The organism is Bradyrhizobium sp. 2S1 (assembly GCF_011516625.5).
Classification (GTDB): domain Bacteria; phylum Pseudomonadota; class Alphaproteobacteria; order Rhizobiales; family Xanthobacteraceae; genus Bradyrhizobium; species Bradyrhizobium septentrionale.
Window position 1 is genome coordinate 3,621,444 of the sequence record NZ_CP147717.1, and the last position, 18,419, is coordinate 3,639,862.

Genomic DNA, 18,419 nt, shown 5'->3' on the forward strand with positions numbered 1-18,419 from the left:
GGCTCGAAACGCGCGCGGACGGCGGTGGTGTCGCACCCGCCGTTCATCAGCCGTACAGGTTCATGGCGTTCAAATGACGGCCCGCGGGATGCGCGGGGCTGCGCGAATTTGAAAGCAATCTCATGGGGATAGGCCGCCTCTTTAGGGCGTCTGTGGTGATGTTCGCGGTCTTTATGGCCGCTTTCGTCGCGCGCCCGGCATTGGCGCAGACCAATTTCGACCGTCCCGGAGGCGACTATCTGAACGCGCCAGTGACGTCGGGCGATCCCGCCGATTGCGCGCTCACCTGCGAGCGCGATCGCCGCTGCCGTGCCTGGAGCTTCAGCTATCCGAACGACGTCAACAACGGCGCGGTGTGCTGGCTGAAGAACAGCGTGCCGCCACGGGTGCAGGACAATTGCTGCGTGTCCGGAGTGCGCGGCGCGGGCGTGGTCGAACCGCGCAACGGTGCCATCGAAACCTCGATCGACCGCCTCGGCGGCGACTACAAGAATTTCGAATTGAAGAGCAGCGACGGCGACGAGGCCTGCCAGGCCGCCTGCACCGCCGACAACAAGTGCCGCGCCTGGACCTACGCCCGGCCCGGCTATGCCGGTCGCGACGCGCATTGCTTCCTGAAGAAAGAGATCAAGCCGCCGCGCCGCAAGGCGGGGTTCACCTCGGGCGTGGTGCGGTGACGCCCGGTTCTCTCCACACGTCGTCCCGGCCTTGAGCCGGGACCCATAACCACAAATGCCGGTGTTTCGCGACGCTGGGGCCTCGATCCCGCCCGAAATTTCCTGCGGTCGTTATGGGTCCCTGCTTTCGCAGGGACGACAGGCTAACACTGAGCCGCCAGCACGGTGATCTCCGGCCACAGTGCCTTCCACCGCGCTGTCTTCGCCGCATAGTTCGCCGCGGAAAAATTCGAGGTCCGGTTCGGCCGTACGATCATGCCTGCGACATCGTCGAAACCGCTCGGCGCATAGACGTCGTAGCCGCGCGTGTTGCGACGGATACCGATCCGCGTGCTCTCGGTGAGGAAGCGATCGATGCCGTCGCTTGAACGCGCCAGCGCGGGGTAGGGCAGGCCGTGCTTGCCGGGATACCAGAGATGGACGCGGGCCTGGTTGCGCGCCTCGATCGCGACACCGAGATGGCCGAGCCGCGCCTTGAGCTCGCGGATCACTGCGTCCTCGGCCTCCCACGACGTATCCGGATCGAAATAAAAGATGTCGTAGTCGTTGATGCCGTGATCGAGCGGCCGGTTGGTCAGCACGTTCCACACGGTCTGCATCAGGCAGCCGGCCACCAGCCAGGCGTCAGGCAAACCGCGGCGGTGCAGCTCGTCGGCGATGGCTTGATTGGCCGGGTTGCGAAGCGCAGCGGTCAGGAATTCATCCCGGGTCATGCTTCTATGTCTCTCCCCGTCATTGCGAGGAGCCAACGGGTCGCGCGAACGCGCGCCCGATGACAGGCTCCGCGACGAAGCAATCCATCGGTCGGTTATGCTGTGACATGGATTGCTTCGCTGCGCTCGCAATGACGAATGAAAGTCATGCCAGCGTGGCGTCATACTCCTTCACCGCCTTCTTCGACGCCAGCGTCCGCCAGTGCCGGCGCAACAGCGGCTCAACTGTGGCGCGCTTCGCGTTCGACAGCCGGATCAGCACCATCGGGTAGTCGCGGTAATGGTCGGTGAAATAGAAGATCTTGGGCTGGCTCTCGACCAGCATGCCGCGCTCATCCCGGCGGCACGCCCGGCATCACGAGGCTGTCGCCGTCCTCCTTGAGTCGCGCCAGCATCTTCTTGCGCACCTTCAGCGCCGGCGTGCCGTAGGAAGAGCCGTCCTCGACCTCCGGCCAAGCCAGTGCAGTGTGCCTGATGTCGTCGAAGGTCATCGTACCCTCAGCAAGACGGACTACATAGAGTCGGACGTATCTTATCCGCTCGTCATGCCCGGGCTTGTCCCGGGCATCCACGTCTTGAGATGGGCCAGGAAAGTCGTGCATGGCCGGGACAAGCCCGGCCATGACGGAAGGTGAGAGAACTCACTGCACCGAGGTGAAGAAGCGGGCGAGGCGGAAGCCGGACAGCCAGGTCCAGACCGGCTGGCTGCGGATGCCCATGTCCCAGGAGCCGACCACCGCGTCGGCGCGGCCGATCAGATTGTCGATCGGCAACAGGCCGACGCCGCCGTCGCGCACCGGCACGCGGCTGTCGGCGGAATTGTCCCTGTTGTCGCCGAGCACGAACAGATTGCCGGGCGGCACCGTGACCTCTTGCGTGTTGTCGAGCCGGCCGTTATCGCGGATCTTGAAGATCGCGTGGCTGACGCCGTTCGGCAGCGTCTCGACATAGCGATAGGCCTCCTCGCCGCCGCCGCGATCGTCTTCGGCAAAGCCGGTGCCGTCGGGTTTCAGCGCCGCCGGATGATCGTTGATGAAGAGCTGGCCCTGCCGCATCTGGATCCGATCGCCGGGCAGTCCGACCACGCGCTTGACCCAGGCCTGCGAGCGGTCGCCGGGCCAGCGGAACACGACGACGTCGCCGCGCTTCGGCGTCTCGCCGAACACCCGGCCGGTTTCCGGCAGCGTGATCTGGATCGGCAGCGACGCCGCGCCGTAGCCATAGGGAAATTTCGAGGCGACCAGCGCGTCGCCGATCAACAGCGTCGGTTCCATCGATCCCGACGGCACGTAAAACGGCTCGGCGATCGCGCCCTTGGCGAGGAACACGACGGCCACGATCGCGGCCAGCTGCACGGCCTGCCCGCGCCAGCTGGTCGGCTTGGCCGTCACGACTTCGTTTCCGCTGCTCACTAGCCCGTTCCTCCGACCGTAATCCGTTCCATCCGCAACGTCGGCTGGCCGACGCCGACCGGCACGCTCTGGCCGTTCTTGCCGCAGGTGCCGATTCCCGTATCGAGCGCAAGATCGTTGCCGATCATGGTGATCCTGTGGAGATCGGTCGGTCCATTGCCGATCAGCATGGCGCCCTTGAGCGGCGCGCCGAGCTTGCCGTTCTCGATCTTGTAGGCCTCGGTGCACTGGAACACGTATTTGCCCGAGGTGATGTCGACCTGGCCGCCGCCGAAATTGGCGGCATACATGCCGTTCTTCACCGAGGCGAGGATCTCGGCCGGGTCGCGGTCGCCCGACAGCATGTAGGTGTTGGTCATGCGCGGCATCGGCACATGGGCATAGCTCTGCCGCCGGCCGTTGCCGGTCGGCTTCATGCCCATCAGCCGGGCATTCTGGCGGTCCTGCATGTAGCCGACCAGGACGCCGTCCTCGATCAGCACGGTGCGGTTGGTCGGCGTGCCCTCGTCGTCGATGGACAGAGAACCGCGGCGTGACGCCATGGTGCCGTCGTCGACCACGGTGACCCCCTTGGCCGCAACCTGCTTGCCCATCAGGCCGGCGAAGGCCGAGGTCTGCTTGCGGTTGAAATCGCCCTCGAGCCCATGGCCGACGGCCTCATGCAGCATCACGCCGGGCCAGCCGGCCCCGAGCACCACGTCCATTTCGCCGGCGGGTGCCGGCACCGATTCTAGATTGACCAGCGCCTCGCGCAGCGCGCCGTCGGCGGCGTCGCGCCAGGCCTTGGTCTCGATGAAGCGCGCATAGCCCTCGCGGCCGCCATAGCCCTTGCTGCCGCTCTCCTGGCGGTCGCCCTGGCCGGCGACGACGGAAATATTGACGCGCACCAGCGGGCGGATGTCGCGATAGCTCTCGCCATCGGGCCGCAGGATTTCGACCACCTGCCAGGTCGCAGTGAGGCTGGCCGAGACCTGCCGCACCCGCGGGTCCTTGTCCCTGACATAGGCGTCGATCTCGCCGAGCAGTTTTACTTTTGCCTCGAAGGCCGGGCCGTCCAGCGGGTTCTCGTCGCCATAGAGTTTTATGTTCGTATGCGCCGGCGCCGCGGCGAACGTGCCGGCATAGCCGCCGCGCACCGCCGCCACCGCATCCGCGGCGCGGATCAGCGCCGGGATCGAGACGTCGGAGGAATGCGCATAGCCGACCGCGTCGTCCTTGACCGCGCGCAGGCCAAAGCCCTGCGAGGTGTCGTAGGTCGCCTGCTTCAGCCGGCCGTTGTCGAACACCAGCGCCTCGGTCTGCCCGTACTCCAGGAACAACTCGCCGTCGTCGGCGCCTTCAAGCCCGCGCGCCACCTCGCGGCGGACGGCATCGCGGTCCAGATTGGCGCGATCGATCAGGGAGGTCGTGGCAGGATTGGTCATGGTCACTCCGACGCAGTGCGATTCCTTGGCGATTCCTCGTCATCCTTGCCTGAAGCGCGGCTGATTGCCAGTGCGGAACAAGCAGCAGGGATTTCGGGCAAATGAAGCAGAAACGAGCGCAAAACTCATCTCACAACCCGGAAACCTGCGCCGGTCCCGGTTCAGACCCGGATGACGACTGTCAGAGATAGTGTTTCGGGGCGTAAACCGGGAGAGCCTGCAGCCATGCGGCCGATCACGGCAGCCTCCCGCGATCCTCACCTTGTCGTCATCAGAGCATGCTCCGGAAAAGTGCGAAGCGGTTTTCCGAAAAGATCATGCTTAAACAAAGAGCTAAAGCGCGATGACGGTTCAACCTGAACTCATCGCGCTTGAGAGCGCCGATCCGCCTTGAGCGGCTGGTCTTCCGGCTCGCCTTCGCTGGATTGCGGCTTCGGCTGCCCGCCTTTGCCGGCCGCGCCCTGCACCGAGGTCGGAAAACCATGCTCCTGGGCCCAGCGGTACAGCTCATCGAACACCGGTTTGAGCGCCCTGGCGGACGGCGTCATCTCGTACTCAACCCGCGGCGGCACTTCGGGATAGACGGTGCGCTTGACGAGGCCATTGGCCTCGAGGTCGCGGAGCTGGGTGGTCAGCATGTGCTGGGTCACGCCGGGGATCGACTGTCGCAATTCGCCGAACCGCCGCTTGCGGTCGACCAATTGCCAGAGGATGTCGCCCTTCCATTTCCCGGCCAGCACCGAAAGCGCCCGATGAAATTGCGCCGACAGGTCGCCGTTGCACGGCTCGGATGCCGCCGGAGGCTCGGCGGGCTCAATAGTCAGTTTTTTCATACTACCTCACAAAAAGCATCCTACTTGTTCTTTTCATCTTACTCCCGAATTTAGTGCACCGGAAGCGACGGGGCCTGCCGCCAATCGGACAGGTGGCCGCGCGGTGGGATCGGTTCGAACATCTCGGGGAGAGATCAATGTCAGTTGCTGTTGCCTCGGCGCCGTCGCGCTGGAAATCCGCCACGCTGTGGGTGGTCAGGGGATTGCTCGCCCTGGCCTTTGCCGCCGCCGGCGGCGCAAAGCTCTACGGCGTGCCGATGCTGGTCGAGGAATTCCAGCATATCGGGCTCGGCCAGTGGTTCCGCTATCTCACCGGATCGCTGGAGCTGTTCGGCGCCCTCCTGATCCTGGTGCCGTCGCTCGCAGCCTTCGGCGGCCTGCTGCTGAGCTGCATCATGGTCGGCGCGACCGTCACCCATCTGTTCGTGATCGGCGGCTCGCCGGTGCCTGCGCTGGTGCTGCTGACGTTGAGCGCGATCGTCGCCTACACCAAGCGCAGCCAGTTCGCCCTGTTCGCGATCGCGCCGTGAGGTGGACGCGATGCGCCTCTCTCGCAGCACACTGACGGTCGCGGCCGGGCTGGTGCTGGCACTCGTGGTGCCGTTCGCTGCGACATTGCTGCTCACCGGATCGGTCGCGGCAGTGTCGAAGCCCGAGCCCGCCAAGCAGGCCGCGCAGCCGCGGATGCATCGCCTGGTGCTGCCGATCAACTCCGACGATCCGACCACGATGCGGGCGCTGATCTCGACCGCGCTCAACCTCCCGAAATATTATCAGGAGCGCAACGAGCCGTTCGAGATCGAAGTCGTCGCCTACAATGCCGGCGTCCATATGCTGCGCGCCGATACCTCGCCGGTGAAGGATCTGCTGCGGGTGGTGCGGGGACTCACGCCCGGCATCCGCTTCGTGGTCTGCGAAGCCACCAAGCTGGGCATGGAGCGGGCCGAGGGCCATCCGGTCGTCCTGCTCGACAATGTCGATGTGGTGCCGAACGGCCCCGGACGCATCATCGAATTGCAGGATGCCGGCTGGTCCTACATCCGGTCGTGAGCGATGCGGCCATCAAGCCAAGCGGAGAATTCATCATGACGTCAGTTCGCGCGCCAACCCGCCGTGCCATCGTCGCCGGCATGATTGGCGCGGGCGCCTCGCTCGCAATGCCGGCACCACCGGTGCGCGCAGCGTCCGGCGGGCCGCCGCTATTCGGCACCATCCGCCATCAATTCACGCTAGTGCAAGGCGCCCGCCCGGTGCCGCAGGTTGCTATACCGGCGCTCGCCGGCGGCGCGCTCGATCTCACCTCGTTCAAGGGCAAGATGGTGCTGGTGAACTTCTGGGCCACCTGGTGCGCGGCGTGCCGGACCGAGCTGCCGATGCTGGACCGGCTCGCCGCGAGCGGCCGCAATGATCTTGCAGTCGTCGCGATCAGCACCGATCGCAACCGCGCGCTGGTGCCGCCCTACGTCAAGCAGTTCAAGCTGCGCCGCCTCGCGATCGGCTTCGATCCCGGCGGCCTCGTTTCGCGCGTCGACGCCGCCGAGCTCGACACGCCGTTCGCGCTCTACGGCATGCCGATCTCGTTCCTGATCGGCGTGACCGGACAGGTCGAGGGCTATATGACGGGAGAGGCTGACTGGCTGTCAGCGGAGGCGGGGCGGTTGTTTGATTATTATGCGGGTGGTGCGCGGTAGGCTCGGCTACGGCAGCTTGTCATACCCTTCGCCCAGCCCATTCAGGCTGAGCGGAAACCCGATCCCCTCTTCCGGCGTCTCGAAGATAATGAACGTCGCGGTCTTCGCGTTCTTGAGTTGGCCGAGCAGCTTGTCGTCCATCACGACCTCGGCGACGCAGCCATTGGGCAGGCAGCGGACAAAACCGGCGCGGCCGACGTCCTGGTTGTCGAGCTTGAGGCCGAGGCCGGAGGGTAGCAGCACGCCGAGCGGGGCGACCACGCGCATCAGGCGGCTCTTCTGGTCGGCGGTCTTGAGCACGATCACGGTCAGGCCGGCGTTGGAGCGGTCTTCCGCTACCACGCTCTGGATCAGCGCACATTGTTCGGCCTGGGCGCCGGGCGGGGTGTCGCAGCGGATTTGCCAGTCGCCATGGACCGAGCGCACCGCGCCTTGCGCGTTCGCCGCCTGGGTCAGGCCGAAACTGAGGGCCAGAAACAGCAGCCCGCTGAGCCAACCGGCCTTTGGTCTTACCTGAATGTTCGAAGCGCCCATCCGGGTCGATCCTTTGATTGTTCGGTCGGTCCAGCCGTCGAGGCCGCCGGTAGCACGCATCAGTCGACTGATACCGCAATAGGGCGCCTTGAAGGCGATCTTGAAACCATTCCCGCGCCGGATTGGAGCGGCCCGCAGCGAATCAGGTTCCTGTGGGCTGCCCCGCCTGTGCGTACATCCGGTAATCCCCCTGTCAACTGTGCGCGGCCGTGTTTCGGCGACTTTCGCTTGATTCTGCGGGAAAAATCGCAAGCGGCAGCTTCATCGCAGGCGCATGGCTTTCGGCCCCACTACTGCATTGCGAGCGCCTGCGAATTATGGTTTGAGAGGTTGGATTTCGACGCGTTCTAGCGATCTGGCTCCCGTACCCACCTTGACTCAGAGACGGGTATGTCCGGAAGGCCATTTGTCAGGGCGGATCGTGCTGCACTTCCGGTCAACTGCCGGAGGTGTTTTGGGGAATTATCAAGGGAGCGCGAACGGCATGAAGATGTCGATTGGCCGGTTGGGCAGGCAATTGCTGGGGTTGGCGGTGGCGGGTGTGGCGTCAGTCGCCGCGGGGTCGGCCTTCGCCGAGCTGGGACAGCCGGCGCCGTGGGAGCACACGCTGCAGGAAGCCGCGACCCCGGTGATGGAGAACATCATCTGGTTCCACAATTTCCTGCTGGTGCTGATCACCGTCATCACCCTGTTCGTGCTGGCGCTGCTCGTCATCGTGGTGGTCAAGTTCAACGCCAAGGCCAACCCGGTCCCCTCCCGGACCACCCACAACACCCTGATCGAAGTGGCCTGGACGCTGATCCCGGTCCTGATCCTGGTCGGCATCGCGGTGCCGTCGTTCCGTCTGCTGTTCCTGGAGCTCGACGTGCCGAAGCCGGACCTCACGGTGAAGGTCACCGGCAAGCAGTGGTACTGGTCCTACGCCTACCCGGATAACGGCAAGTTCGAGTTCGACTCGCTGCTCGACAAGGACAAGCAGCCCCGTCTGCTCGGTGTCGACAACGAGATGGTGGTCCCGGTCAACAAGGTGGTGCGGATCCAGACCACCGGTGCCGACGTCATCCACTCCTTCGCGGTGCCGGCCTTCGGCGTGAAGATCGACTCGGTCCCCGGCCGCCTCAACGAGAGCTGGTTCAAGGCCACCAAGACCGGCGTGTTCTACGGCCAGTGCTCGGAACTGTGCGGCAAGGACCATGCCTTCATGCCGATCGCGGTGCGGGTCGTCAGCGACCAGGAATTCGCGACCTGGGTGGAGGGGGCGAAGAAGAAGTTTGCGACCAACCCGGCGAATTCCTACGCCTCGGCTGGTCAGGCGGCGCAGTAAGCCTGAGGGCTTGCGGCGCGGGATGGAATAAGGGCGATGGGACCGCAAGGTCCAAGAGGGACTGCAAGGCAGGATTTTGAACATGGCGACAGGCGCAGCGACACACGACGATCACGCCCACCATCCGACCGGATGGCGGCGCTATCTCTACTCCACGAACCACAAGGACATCGGTACGATGTACCTGGTCTTTGCGGTGATCGCGGGCATCATCGGCGCCGCGATGTCGATCGCGATCCGTGCCGAGTTGATGTATCCGGGCGTCCAGATATTCCACGAGACGCACACCTATAACGTGTTCGTGACCTCGCACGGTCTGATCATGATCTTCTTCATGGTCATGCCGGCGATGATCGGCGGGTTCGGCAACTGGATGGTGCCGCTGATGATCGGCGCGCCTGACATGGCGTTCCCGCGCATGAACAACATCTCGTTCTGGCTGCTGCCGGCGTCGTTCGCGCTGCTGCTGATGTCGACCTTCGTCGAGGGTGAGCCGGGCGCCAACGGCGTCGGCGCCGGCTGGACCATCTACGCGCCGCTGTCGACCTCGGGCCATCCGGGCCCGGCGGTCGATTTCGCGATCCTGTCGCTGCATCTCGCCGGTGCGTCGTCGATCCTCGGTGCCATCAACTTCATCACCACGATCTTCAACATGCGCGCGCCGGGCATGACCCTGCACAAGATGCCGCTGTTCGTGTGGTCGATCCTGGTGACGGTGTTCCTGCTGCTGCTGTCGCTGCCGGTGCTCGCCGGTGCGATCACCATGCTGCTGACCGACCGCAATTTCGGCACCGCCTTCTTTGCCGCCGACGGCGGCGGCGACCCGGTGCTGTTCCAGCATCTGTTCTGGTTCTTCGGCCACCCCGAAGTGTACATCCTGATCCTGCCGGCTTTCGGCATGGTCAGCCAGATCGTCTCCACCTTCTCGCGCAAGCCGGTGTTCGGTTATCTCGGCATGGCCTACGCCATGGTCGCGATCGGCGGCATCGGCTTCGTGGTGTGGGCGCACCACATGTACACCGTCGGCATGTCGTCGGCGACGCAGGCCTATTTCGTCGCCGCCACGATGGTGATCGCGGTGCCGACCGGCGTGAAGATCTTCTCCTGGATCGCCACGATGTGGGGCGGCTCGATCGAGTTCAAGGCGCCGATGATCTGGGCGATCGGCTTCATCTTCCTGTTCACCGTCGGCGGCGTCACCGGCGTCGTGCTGGCCAACGCCGGCGTCGACCGTGTGCTGCAGGACACCTACTACGTGGTGGCGCACTTCCACTACGTGCTGTCGCTCGGCGCCGTGTTCGGCATCTTCGCCGGCTGGTACTACTGGTTCCCGAAGATGTTCGGCTACATGTACTCGGAGACCATCGCCAAGGCGCACTTCTGGTTCACCTTCATCGGCGTCAACCTGGTGTTCTTCCCGCAGCACTTCCTCGGCCTGTCGGGCATGCCGCGCCGCTATGTCGACTATCCGGATGCGTTCGCCGGCTGGAACCTGATCTCCTCCTGGGGCTCCTACATCTCCGGCATCGGCGTGCTGATCTTCATCTACGGCGTGATCGATGCCTTCGTCCGCAAGGAGCAGGCCGCGAACAATCCGTGGGGCGCGGGTGCGACCACGCTGGAGTGGACGTTGACCTCGCCGCCGCCGTTCCACCAATTCGAAGTGCTGCCGCGCGTGCAGTAAGTCCAAAGACGGCGCGGCGCACTTAAGAGTGCGCCGTGCTCTTTATAGAAGCGGGACCTGATCTTGTCGGTTGTCGATCACAATGCCATCGAGTTGCCCCGGATCTCCGAGGCCGAAGTGGGCGATTACATCGCGCTGTTGAAGCCGCGCGTGATGTCGCTGGTGATCTTCACCGCGCTGGTCGGGCTGATGATCGCGCCGGTGCATGTGCATCCGGTGCTGGCCTTCACCTCGATCCTGTGCATCGCGGTCGGCGCCGGCGCTTCCGGCGCGCTCAACATGGCCTATGAGAACGACGTCGACGCGTTGATGACGCGCACCGCCAACCGGCCGATCCCGCGCGGCCGCATCACCCCGACCGAGGCGGCTGCGTTCGGCATCACGCTCGCCTTCTTCTCGGTGATGACACTCGGCATCCTGGTCAACTGGGTGGCGGGCGCGCTGCTTGCCTTCACCATCTTCTTCTATGCCGTGGTCTACACGATGTGGCTGAAGCGCTGGACCGCGCAGAACATCGTGATCGGCGGCGCCGCCGGTGCGCTGCCGCCGGTGGTGGCCTGGGCGGCCGCGACCGGCTCGCTCTCGGTCGAGCCGATCCTGCTGTTCCTGATCATCTTCTTCTGGACGCCGCCGCACTTCTGGGCGCTGGCGCTGTTCCGCAGCGACGATTACGCGCGCGCCGGCATTCCGATGCTGCCGGTGGTCGCCGGTCCCGACGCGACCCGCCTGCAGATCCTGCTCTACACCATCGTGCTGGTCGCGGTGGCGCTGGCGCCGTGGCCGCTCGGCTATTTCGACGCGATCTACGGCGTCACCTCGCTGGTGCTCGGTGCCGGCATGCTGTGGCTTGCCATCGAGGTCTATCGCCGCCGCGAGGGTGTTGCGGCCAACCGCGCCACCCGCCGGCTGTTCGCGTTCTCGATCCTTTATCTGTTCGCGCTGTTTGCCGTCCTCCTCGCCGAGGTCGTGGTCCGCGCGATTGCGCCTGTCTTGATCGGATAGGGAACGCCGGGGGGCGAGATGGGGACGCATGGGACATCAATGGACGAGAAACGCGAACCAGACGGAATCGTCCTCACCGAGGCGCAGCTCAGGAGCCGGCGCCAGCGCTCGATCGCCATTGCGCTCGCGCTCGGCGTCATGGTCCTGCTGTTCTTCGCGGTCACCATCGTCAAGGGGCCGGCCGTGCTGGTGCGGCCGCTGTGAGTGAGATGGCAAACCAGCCGGCACCGGATGACCCGCAGGGCGAGCGCGCCAAGGTCACGCGCCGCACGCTGTCGCGCGACGCGATGGTGGCGTCGATCTGCGGTTTCGTCGTGGTGCTGATGCTCGGCGCGTCCTACGCGGCGGTGCCGTTCTACAACTGGTTCTGCCGCACCACCGGCTTCAACGGCACCACCCAGGTTGCGACCACGCTGCCTTCGGATGCGCCGCTCGAGCGCACCATCACCGTCAGCTTCGATTCCAACGTCGCGCCGGGCCTGCCCTGGAAGTTCGAGCCGGAGCAGAACAATATCGACGTCAAGATCGGCCAGGTCGTCACCGTCTATTACACCGTGACCAACCAGTCGGCCCGCACCACCACGGCTCAGGCGTCCTACAACGTCGCGCCGCTGACGGTTGGCGCCTATTTCCAGAAGATCAACTGCTTCTGCTTCACCGAACAGACCATGGCGCCCGGCGAAAAGCGCGAGATGGCCGTCGTATTCTATGTCGATCCGGCGCTGGCCAAGGACAGCGAGAACGACACGCTGAAGACGATCACCCTGTCCTACACCTTCTTCCCCGTGCGCGACGCCGCGCCGAAGCCCGTGGCGGCGGGCGAGGCGGAGCAGCGCAAGGGCGGCTAGTTTTGGAATTGAAAGACTTAAGACGTGCCTCGCGGCACGCGAATGGAGAGACGGCAATGGCTGAGGCGCAAGTCAAGCATCACGACTATCATCTCGTCGACCCGAGCCCGTGGCCGGTGGTCGGCTCGATCTCGGCCTTCATCATGGCGGTCGGCGCGATTGGCTGGATGCACCACATGTATTCGGCCGCCCCGATCGTGTTCGGCGTCGGCACCATCGGCGTGCTCTACACCATGGCGAGCTGGTGGGGCGATGTGATAAAGGAAGCCCAGTACAAGGGCGACCACACCCGCGTGGTGCAGATCAGCCACCGCTACGGCATGATCCTGTTCATCGCCTCCGAGGTGATGTTCTTCGTCGCCTGGTTCTGGGCCTTCTTCAATTCGGCGCTGTTCCCGGCCGATGCGGTGCACGCCACCCGCGACGCGGTGTTCGGCTGCGGCGCCGGCACGGCGATGGGCGCCTGCTCCGTTCCCGGCACCTGGCCGCCGCACGGCATCGAGACCTTCGATCCCTGGCATCTGCCGCTGCTCAACACGCTGCTGCTGCTGACCTCGGGCACCACGGTCACCTGGGCGCACCATGCGCTGCTGGAGAACGACCGCCAGGGCCTCAAGCAGGGCCTGATCCTCACCGTGATCCTCGGCGCCCTTTTCACCTGCGTGCAGGCCTATGAATACGCCCACGCGACGTTCTCGTTCGGCGGCAACGTCTATGGCTCGACCTTCTTCATGGCGACCGGGTTCCACGGCTTCCACGTGCTGGTCGGCACCATCTTCCTGCTGGTCTGCCTGATCCGCGCCTATGCCGGTCACTTCACGCCGAAGCAGCACCTCGGCTTCGAGTTCGCCGCCTGGTACTGGCACTTCGTCGACGTGGTCTGGCTGTTCCTGTTCATCTGCATCTACGTCTGGGGCCGCGGCGCCGAGGCGATGGCCCACGGCGCGCACTAATCACGGGCTGACGTGCTAAGAGGGGGCGGCCGGATGGCCGCCCCTTTGCTTTTGAAGAGACCCGATGATGGATACCCCGCCCACTCTGACCGAGAGCGCGCTACGCGGCATCGCATGCCGCTGTCCGCGCTGCGGCAAGGGCAAGCTCTATTCCGGCTTCCTGACGCTGGCGCCGCGCTGCCAGGCCTGCGGCCTCGACTTCGCCTTCATCGATGCCGGTGACGGGCCGGCGATCTTCGTCATCATGCTGGCCGGCGCCATCGTGGTCGCGGCGGCGCTGATCGTCGAGGTGAAGTACCAGCCGCCGTTCTGGGTCCATGCCGCGCTGTGGCTGCCGTTGATCGTGGTGACCACGATCCTGCCGCTGCGTTCCATGAAGGCGCTGCTGATAGCGCTGCAATTCCACCACAAGGCCGCCGAAGGCCAATTGATCGAGCGCGACCCGCAATGAATGACACGACGAACAAAGCGTTTTCCAGCGAACTGGACACCGATTCGCGCCAAGAAAACGCGTCAAAACAAGAAACGAGAGCCCCGTTCCGATTCGATCGGAACGGAAAGGGCTCTGATCGGCCGAGCGCGGCCGGCTTCGGCATTTTCACATTGATCCTGATCGCGGTGTGCATCGCGCTTGGCGTCTGGCAATTGCAGCGCAGGGTCGAGAAGCACGCGCTGATCGCAGCGCTCGACACGCGGCTCGCCGCCCCGACCGAGGCGATGCCGCCGCCGTCGGCTTGGTCCACGCTGACTTCGGGCAGGGATGAATTCCGCCGCGTCACCCTGACCGCGACCTACGCGAAACAGCCGGACGCGATGGTGTTCAGCTCCGGCTCCGCGGTGCGCGACGACATCAGCGGGCCCGGCATCTGGGCGTTCCTGCCCGCAAAACTCGCCAGCGGCGAGACCGTCGTGGTCAACACCGGCTTCGTCCAGAACACGATGCAGGACCGCGCCTTCGAGGATCGCGTCACCGGTCGCCTCGTCACCGGCGCGCCGGTCGAACTCACCGGCTACATCCGCTTTCCGGAGCCGCCGGGCCGGCTGACGCCCAAGGAAGATCCGTCGAAGCGGCTATGGTTCGTGCGCGATCATCGCGCGATGGCGCAGACGCTTGGCTGGGGCGAGGTCGCGCCGTTCTACATCGACCTCGAAGCGCCGGTGCCGGAGAGCGGCACGCCGAAGCCCGGGCCGCTCAAGGTGCGTCTCAAGGACGACCACATGCAGTACGCCATCACCTGGTTCTCGCTTGCCGCCGCGGTCACGATCGCCTTCGGCCTGTGGTGGCGCGGCCAGCGGCGCCGGGCGGGTTGAGGGAAGGCGCCAACTGAGAGCGCGCCGCCGGACGGGCGACGTGCTTTCGAAAATTACCTTTCGCGGCGATGCTCAATGGCCGACAGGGGCGGGGCCGCCGAGCTTGACCTTGCGCAAGGTCAGCGCCAGCGGGATCGCCGAGAGCGAGATCAGCATCAGCATCCAGAACGCATCCATGTAGGACAGGAACGAGGCCTGGGTCTGCACCTGCTGGCCGATCCACTGGATCGCCTGTTGGTGCGCCTGCGCCAGCGAATTGCCCTGGGCGACGAAGAAGTCGGTGACCTGGTGCAGCGTGTCCTGATATTGCGGGCTCGACGGCGTCACCTGCTCGACCAGCCGGCTCTGGTGGAACTGCTGGCGATGCGTCAGCACGTTGGACACGATCGAGACGCCGATCGAGCCGCCGGTGTTGCGCGCCGCATTGATCAGCGCGGAGGCCTGGTCGGTCTTGTCGGGCGGGATGCCGTCATAGGACGCCGCCATGATCGGCACGAAGATCAGCGGCAGGCCGACGCCGATCAGCATGCGCGAGCGCGCCATGAACCAGAAGCCGAGATCGCCATAGACGTTGGTCATGCTGTACATCGAGGCCGCAATCACCAGCGCGCCGAGCACGATCAGATATTTCGGCTGCACCTTGGCGGCGAGCCGGCCGACCGCGAACATCATCGCCATGGTGACGAGGCCGCCGGGCGAGAGCACCAGGCCGGCCCAGGTTGCGGTGTAGCCGAAATCCTGCTGCACCAGCTGCGGCAAAAATTGCGTGGTCGCAAGCAGGATGGCGCCGGTCGCCAGCATCACCAGGAAGCAGGCGCCGAACTGTCGGGTCGCCACCATGCGCAGGTCAATCATCGGATTGCGCCGGGTCATCTCCCACGGGATCATCAGCACGAATGCCGTGCCGCAGATCACCGCTGATGTGACGATGAAGGACGAGGCGAACCAGTCGTCCTCGAGGCCGCGGTCGAGCATCACCTCGAGCGCGCCGAGGAAGGTCGCGACCAGCGCGAAGCCGATGACATCGAAACCGGCCTCCTGCCGTTGCGGCTTGGCCTTCTTTGCAGGCTCCTGCAGCACTGCCGCGATCAGGATGGTCGCAAACGCGCCGACCGGGGCGTTGATCAGAAAACACCAGTGCCAGGACAGATTGTCGGACAGCCAGCCCCCGAGCGTCGGCCCGACGACCGGCGCCACCACCACGGCGATGCCGAACACCGCAAACGCTTGTCCGCGCTTGGCCGGCGGAAACGCATCCGCGAGGATCGACTGCGCCACCGGCACCATGCCGCCACCGCCGAGGCCTTGCAGGATGCGGAACAGCAGCAGCGCGTTGAGGCTCGAGGCGAAGCCGCACAGGATCGAGCTGACCGTGAAGATGCCGAGGCAGATCAGGAAGAACCGCTTGCGCCCCAGCATTCGGGCGAGAAAGCTGGACGCGGTCAGGATGATGGCGTTGGAAACCAGATAGGAGGTGACCACCCAGGAGGCTTCGTCCTCGCTCACCCCCATGCCGCCGGCGATATAGGGCAGCGCGACGTTGGCGATCGTGGTGTCGAGCACCTCCATGAAGCTCGCGAGCGCAACCACGATGGCGATCAGCCAGGGATTGACGTTGGCGGCTGGAGCCGGCATGGCTTTGGCGTCGATCGCTGCGGCACTCATCACAGCCTCCCAAGATTCAGCTTCTCAAGACGCTCGAGCAGCGACGGCGCGGCGTCGATCCGCACCGTCGGTACCACCGACATGCCCGGCCCGAGCGCGACGTCGGTCGGCGGATTGTCCATCACGATCTTCACCGGCACGCGCTGCACGATCTTGACGTAGTTGCCGGTGGCGTTCTGCGCCGGCAGCAACGAGAACGCGGTGCCGGAGCCGGGCTGCACGCTCTCGACATGGCCCTTGATCGTGCGTCCGGGATAGGCGTCGATCTTCAGCGTCACTTGCTCGCCCGGCCGCATCTTGTCGAGCTGGATCTCCTTGAAGTTCGCGGTGACCCAGGTCTGGTCGGGCACGAACATGGTCAGGTTGGTGCCGGCCTGCGCGAACTGGCCGACGGCAGCCGAGAGGTTGACGACGCGGCCCGGCTGCGCGGCGGTCACCGTCGTGTAGGACAGATTGAGTTGCGCCTGGTCGCGCTGCGCCTCGGCCTGGGCGAGATTGGCGACCGCGCTCTTGCGCTGTGCCTTCAGCGATTCGACCTGGCGCTGTGCAAGGTTGAGCGTCGCCTGCGCGCTCAGCAGTGCGGCCTGCTGCTGATGCAGCTGCGAGGTGTATTGCTCGGAGTTCTGCACCGTGCCGTAGCCGGTCTGCTCCAGATGCTGGAAGCGCGTTGCCTGCTGCTGGGCGAACACCAGCGCCGCCTGCGCCTGGTCCACCTGGGCCTGGTTGGCGGCGATCTGCGCCTGCTGCACATCGAGCTGCGCATCGACATTCTCGATGCTGGCGCGCGCCGCCGCGACCTGGGCCTCGGCCTGCGCCAGCGCGACGCGATAGTCGCGGTCGTCGAGGCGGGCGATCACATCGCCGGCTGTGACATGCTGGTTGTCGGTGACCGGAACGGCGGTGATGTAGCCGGAGACTTTTGGTGCGAGCGCGGACTGCCGCGCCGCGATGAAGGCGTCGTCGGTGGATTCGAAATGCCCGGCGTAGTCCATGTAGAGGGTGCCACCGCCGATCGCGGCAGTGAGCAGCACGGCGCCGATCGCGGAGACGACCGGACGGCGGCGCAGGAAACCGCGCCGCGGCGCCTTGCCGGTAACCTCCGGTGGGACAGTTTCCGGCGGCGCGGGCTGCTTGCCCACGGGGCGCTCCGGCGCAGGGACCTTCGCAGTGATCTCCGGCCGGTCGGGTTTGGCATCGGCTTCGTGCGGGGCCGGCACCGGGGGCGCGCCCTCGATGCTCGGATGCCCCTCCTGGTCGCGCTCCAAAACAGTGTCTTCGAACATGATGGCGGCTCCTGCTGTCCGGCGAGGTCCGTGCGGGCTCGCATAAAGGAACGAAACAGTTTCGTTTCTACGCCGCAAATAGTCCCGCGGCAGCGCAGCGTCAATAGAAACGAAACTGTACCGTTCTATTTACAACCAGATGTGATAGGGGTATATTGCGGGGCATTGCCGGCGCGACCGGCCAATGGCACCCGGGTAAAGGCGATGACCACCAGCACCTTGAGGAAGCCGCGGGCCGCCAAGGCGAGGCCGGTCGAGGTGCGTGCCGGTCGGCCGCCGAAGGAGCTCGCCGGCGAGGTCGACGGGCGCATCCTGGATGCGGCGCGCAAGGTTTTTCTGCAGCGCGGGTTCGAGGGCGCGAGCATCGACGAGATCGCCGAGGCCGCGCGCTCCGGCAAGCGTACGATCTATGCGCGCTTCCGCGACAAGCGGGCGCTGTTCACCGAGGTGGTGACGCGGGACATCCTGTCACGCATCGCCGAGTTCAAGGCGGATGCGCCGGTCGGCGCGACGGTCGAGGAGCGTCTCACCAGCGTTGCCTCGACCCTGCTGCATTGGGGCCTTGACGCCGACCGGATCGGACTGATGCGGCTCGCGATCGCGGAAGCGCATCGCTTTCCGGATCTCGCCGCCACCGTCAACCGCAGGGCGCGCGCGCTCGCCACCGAGCTCGGCGTTCACCTGCTGCGTGACCTGACGCAATCCGACGAACTCGGCAAGCTGCCGGCCTTCGCCCCGGAGCATCTGCCGACAACGGCGCGCTTGTTTCTCGACATCATCGCGGTGCCGATGCTGCTGCGTGCGCTGTTCGAGGTGGACCTGAAAGTGCTCGACCCCGAGATCAATGATCATGTTGCAGGCGGCGTCGCGTTTTTCGTTGCTGCGTGCAGAAATGGTTTCTGACTCGAAACAGACTGGTCTCCGGTTGATCAAGAGATTATCCGAGACAGGTTCGCTCACGCGGTTGTGAGCGCTAGTCGTTGCAACTTTGACACAGCTTGCGGGAAAGAATGCAATTCGAGTGAGGCATGCTGTCGCACTCCTTCCTTCCTTCCATGGCAGAGA

At 65.2% G+C, this 18,419-nt stretch carries 20 protein-coding genes and 1 pseudogene; 13 read left to right on the plus strand and 8 right to left on the minus strand.

Features of this window, described 5'->3' with window-relative positions:
* The first annotated feature begins 122 nt into the window (after positions 1-122).
* Complete coding sequence (locus HAP54_RS17025; protein ID WP_166301922.1) at positions 123-677, plus strand: PAN domain-containing protein; 555 nt, start codon at positions 123-125, stop codon at positions 675-677.
* Positions 678-820: 143 nt separating this feature from the next.
* Here the strand turns inward: HAP54_RS17025 and HAP54_RS17030 are convergent, their stop codons facing one another.
* The 5 genes and pseudogenes from HAP54_RS17030 to HAP54_RS17050 form a co-directional block, all read right to left on the minus strand.
* Entirely contained in the window at positions 821-1,390 is a 570-nt protein-coding gene (locus tag HAP54_RS17030) for a nucleotidyltransferase family protein (RefSeq protein ID WP_166301925.1), read from the minus strand.
* A gap of 145 nt (positions 1,391-1,535) precedes the next feature.
* Positions 1,536-1,881: pseudogene (locus HAP54_RS17035) on the minus strand (MmcQ/YjbR family DNA-binding protein).
* Between the two features lie 150 nt (positions 1,882-2,031).
* Entirely contained in the window at positions 2,032-2,802 is a 771-nt protein-coding gene (lepB, locus tag HAP54_RS17040; protein ID WP_166301928.1) for a signal peptidase I, read from the minus strand.
* Complete coding sequence (gene tldD, locus HAP54_RS17045; protein ID WP_166301931.1) at positions 2,802-4,226, minus strand: metalloprotease TldD; 1,425 nt, start codon at positions 4,224-4,226, stop codon at positions 2,802-2,804. The genes lepB and tldD overlap by 1 nt, the downstream gene beginning before the upstream one ends.
* 362 nt (positions 4,227-4,588) lie before the next feature.
* The gene (locus HAP54_RS17050; RefSeq protein WP_166301934.1) at positions 4,589-5,059 is read right to left on the minus strand and encodes a winged helix-turn-helix transcriptional regulator; all 471 of its coding nucleotides are present in this window, start codon (positions 5,057-5,059) and stop codon (positions 4,589-4,591) included.
* A gap of 137 nt (positions 5,060-5,196) precedes the next feature.
* Between HAP54_RS17050 and HAP54_RS17055 the strand changes: the two genes are divergently transcribed.
* Genes HAP54_RS17055 through HAP54_RS17065 form a run of 3 tightly spaced genes read left to right on the plus strand, consistent with a single transcriptional unit; the run spans position 5,197 to position 6,750 of the window.
* The gene (locus HAP54_RS17055; RefSeq protein WP_166301937.1) at positions 5,197-5,589 is read left to right on the plus strand and encodes a DoxX family protein; all 393 of its coding nucleotides are present in this window, start codon (positions 5,197-5,199) and stop codon (positions 5,587-5,589) included.
* Between the two features lie 10 nt (positions 5,590-5,599).
* Positions 5,600-6,109 carry a DsrE family protein gene (locus HAP54_RS17060; protein WP_166301940.1) on the plus strand — a complete coding sequence of 170 codons (510 nt, stop codon included), beginning with the start codon at positions 5,600-5,602 and terminating at the stop codon, positions 6,107-6,109.
* A gap of 35 nt (positions 6,110-6,144) precedes the next feature.
* Positions 6,145-6,750 carry a TlpA family protein disulfide reductase gene (locus tag HAP54_RS17065; RefSeq protein ID WP_166301943.1) on the plus strand — a complete coding sequence of 202 codons (606 nt, stop codon included), beginning with the start codon at positions 6,145-6,147 and terminating at the stop codon, positions 6,748-6,750.
* Positions 6,751-6,756: 6 nt separating this feature from the next.
* On the opposite strand, the gene HAP54_RS17070 is transcribed toward HAP54_RS17065, so the two are convergent.
* Positions 6,757-7,284, minus strand: coding sequence for an invasion associated locus B family protein (locus tag HAP54_RS17070; protein WP_029077799.1), 528 nt, complete (start codon positions 7,282-7,284; stop codon positions 6,757-6,759).
* 484 nt (positions 7,285-7,768) lie between these two features.
* On the opposite strand from HAP54_RS17070, the gene coxB reads away from it, so the two are divergent.
* From coxB to HAP54_RS17110, 8 genes are all read left to right on the plus strand, one after another.
* A complete protein-coding gene (gene coxB, locus HAP54_RS17075) occupies positions 7,769-8,608 on the plus strand; it encodes a cytochrome c oxidase subunit II (protein ID WP_166301946.1) in 840 nt (279 codons plus the stop codon).
* 82 nt (positions 8,609-8,690) lie between these two features.
* Positions 8,691-10,292 carry a cytochrome c oxidase subunit I gene (ctaD, locus tag HAP54_RS17080; protein ID WP_166301949.1) on the plus strand — a complete coding sequence of 534 codons (1,602 nt, stop codon included), beginning with the start codon at positions 8,691-8,693 and terminating at the stop codon, positions 10,290-10,292.
* A 63-nt stretch (positions 10,293-10,355) separates the two neighbouring features.
* The gene (locus HAP54_RS17085; RefSeq protein WP_029077796.1) at positions 10,356-11,294 is read left to right on the plus strand and encodes a heme o synthase; all 939 of its coding nucleotides are present in this window, start codon (positions 10,356-10,358) and stop codon (positions 11,292-11,294) included.
* Positions 11,295-11,333: 39 nt separating this feature from the next.
* Positions 11,334-11,498 carry a hypothetical protein gene (locus tag HAP54_RS17090; RefSeq protein WP_029077795.1) on the plus strand — a complete coding sequence of 55 codons (165 nt, stop codon included), beginning with the start codon at positions 11,334-11,336 and terminating at the stop codon, positions 11,496-11,498.
* 5 nt (positions 11,499-11,503) lie between these two features.
* Entirely contained in the window at positions 11,504-12,142 is a 639-nt protein-coding gene (locus HAP54_RS17095; RefSeq protein WP_166307950.1) for a cytochrome c oxidase assembly protein, read from the plus strand.
* Between the two features lie 56 nt (positions 12,143-12,198).
* A complete protein-coding gene (locus HAP54_RS17100) occupies positions 12,199-13,095 on the plus strand; it encodes a cytochrome c oxidase subunit 3 (RefSeq protein ID WP_166211150.1) in 897 nt (298 codons plus the stop codon).
* Between the two features lie 64 nt (positions 13,096-13,159).
* On the plus strand, positions 13,160-13,546 hold the full coding sequence (locus HAP54_RS17105; protein ID WP_166301952.1) for a DUF983 domain-containing protein: 387 nt from the start codon (positions 13,160-13,162) through the stop codon (positions 13,544-13,546).
* Between the two features lie 152 nt (positions 13,547-13,698).
* The gene (locus HAP54_RS17110) at positions 13,699-14,406 is read left to right on the plus strand and encodes an SURF1 family protein (RefSeq protein WP_175619439.1); all 708 of its coding nucleotides are present in this window, start codon (positions 13,699-13,701) and stop codon (positions 14,404-14,406) included.
* A 72-nt stretch (positions 14,407-14,478) separates the two neighbouring features.
* Here HAP54_RS17110 and HAP54_RS17115 read toward each other — a convergent pair whose 3' ends face one another.
* Positions 14,479-16,071, minus strand: coding sequence for a DHA2 family efflux MFS transporter permease subunit (locus HAP54_RS17115; protein WP_166301955.1), 1,593 nt, complete (start codon positions 16,069-16,071; stop codon positions 14,479-14,481).
* The gene (locus tag HAP54_RS17120; RefSeq protein ID WP_414646200.1) at positions 16,071-17,354 is read right to left on the minus strand and encodes an HlyD family secretion protein; all 1,284 of its coding nucleotides are present in this window, start codon (positions 17,352-17,354) and stop codon (positions 16,071-16,073) included. Before HAP54_RS17120 ends, HAP54_RS17115 begins: the two co-directional genes overlap by 1 nt.
* Here HAP54_RS17120 and HAP54_RS17125 point away from each other — a divergent pair.
* Entirely contained in the window at positions 17,313-18,257 is a 945-nt protein-coding gene (locus HAP54_RS17125; protein WP_166301958.1) for a TetR/AcrR family transcriptional regulator, read from the plus strand. The genes HAP54_RS17120 and HAP54_RS17125 overlap by 42 nt on opposite strands.
* The last annotated feature ends 162 nt before the right edge of the window (positions 18,258-18,419 follow it).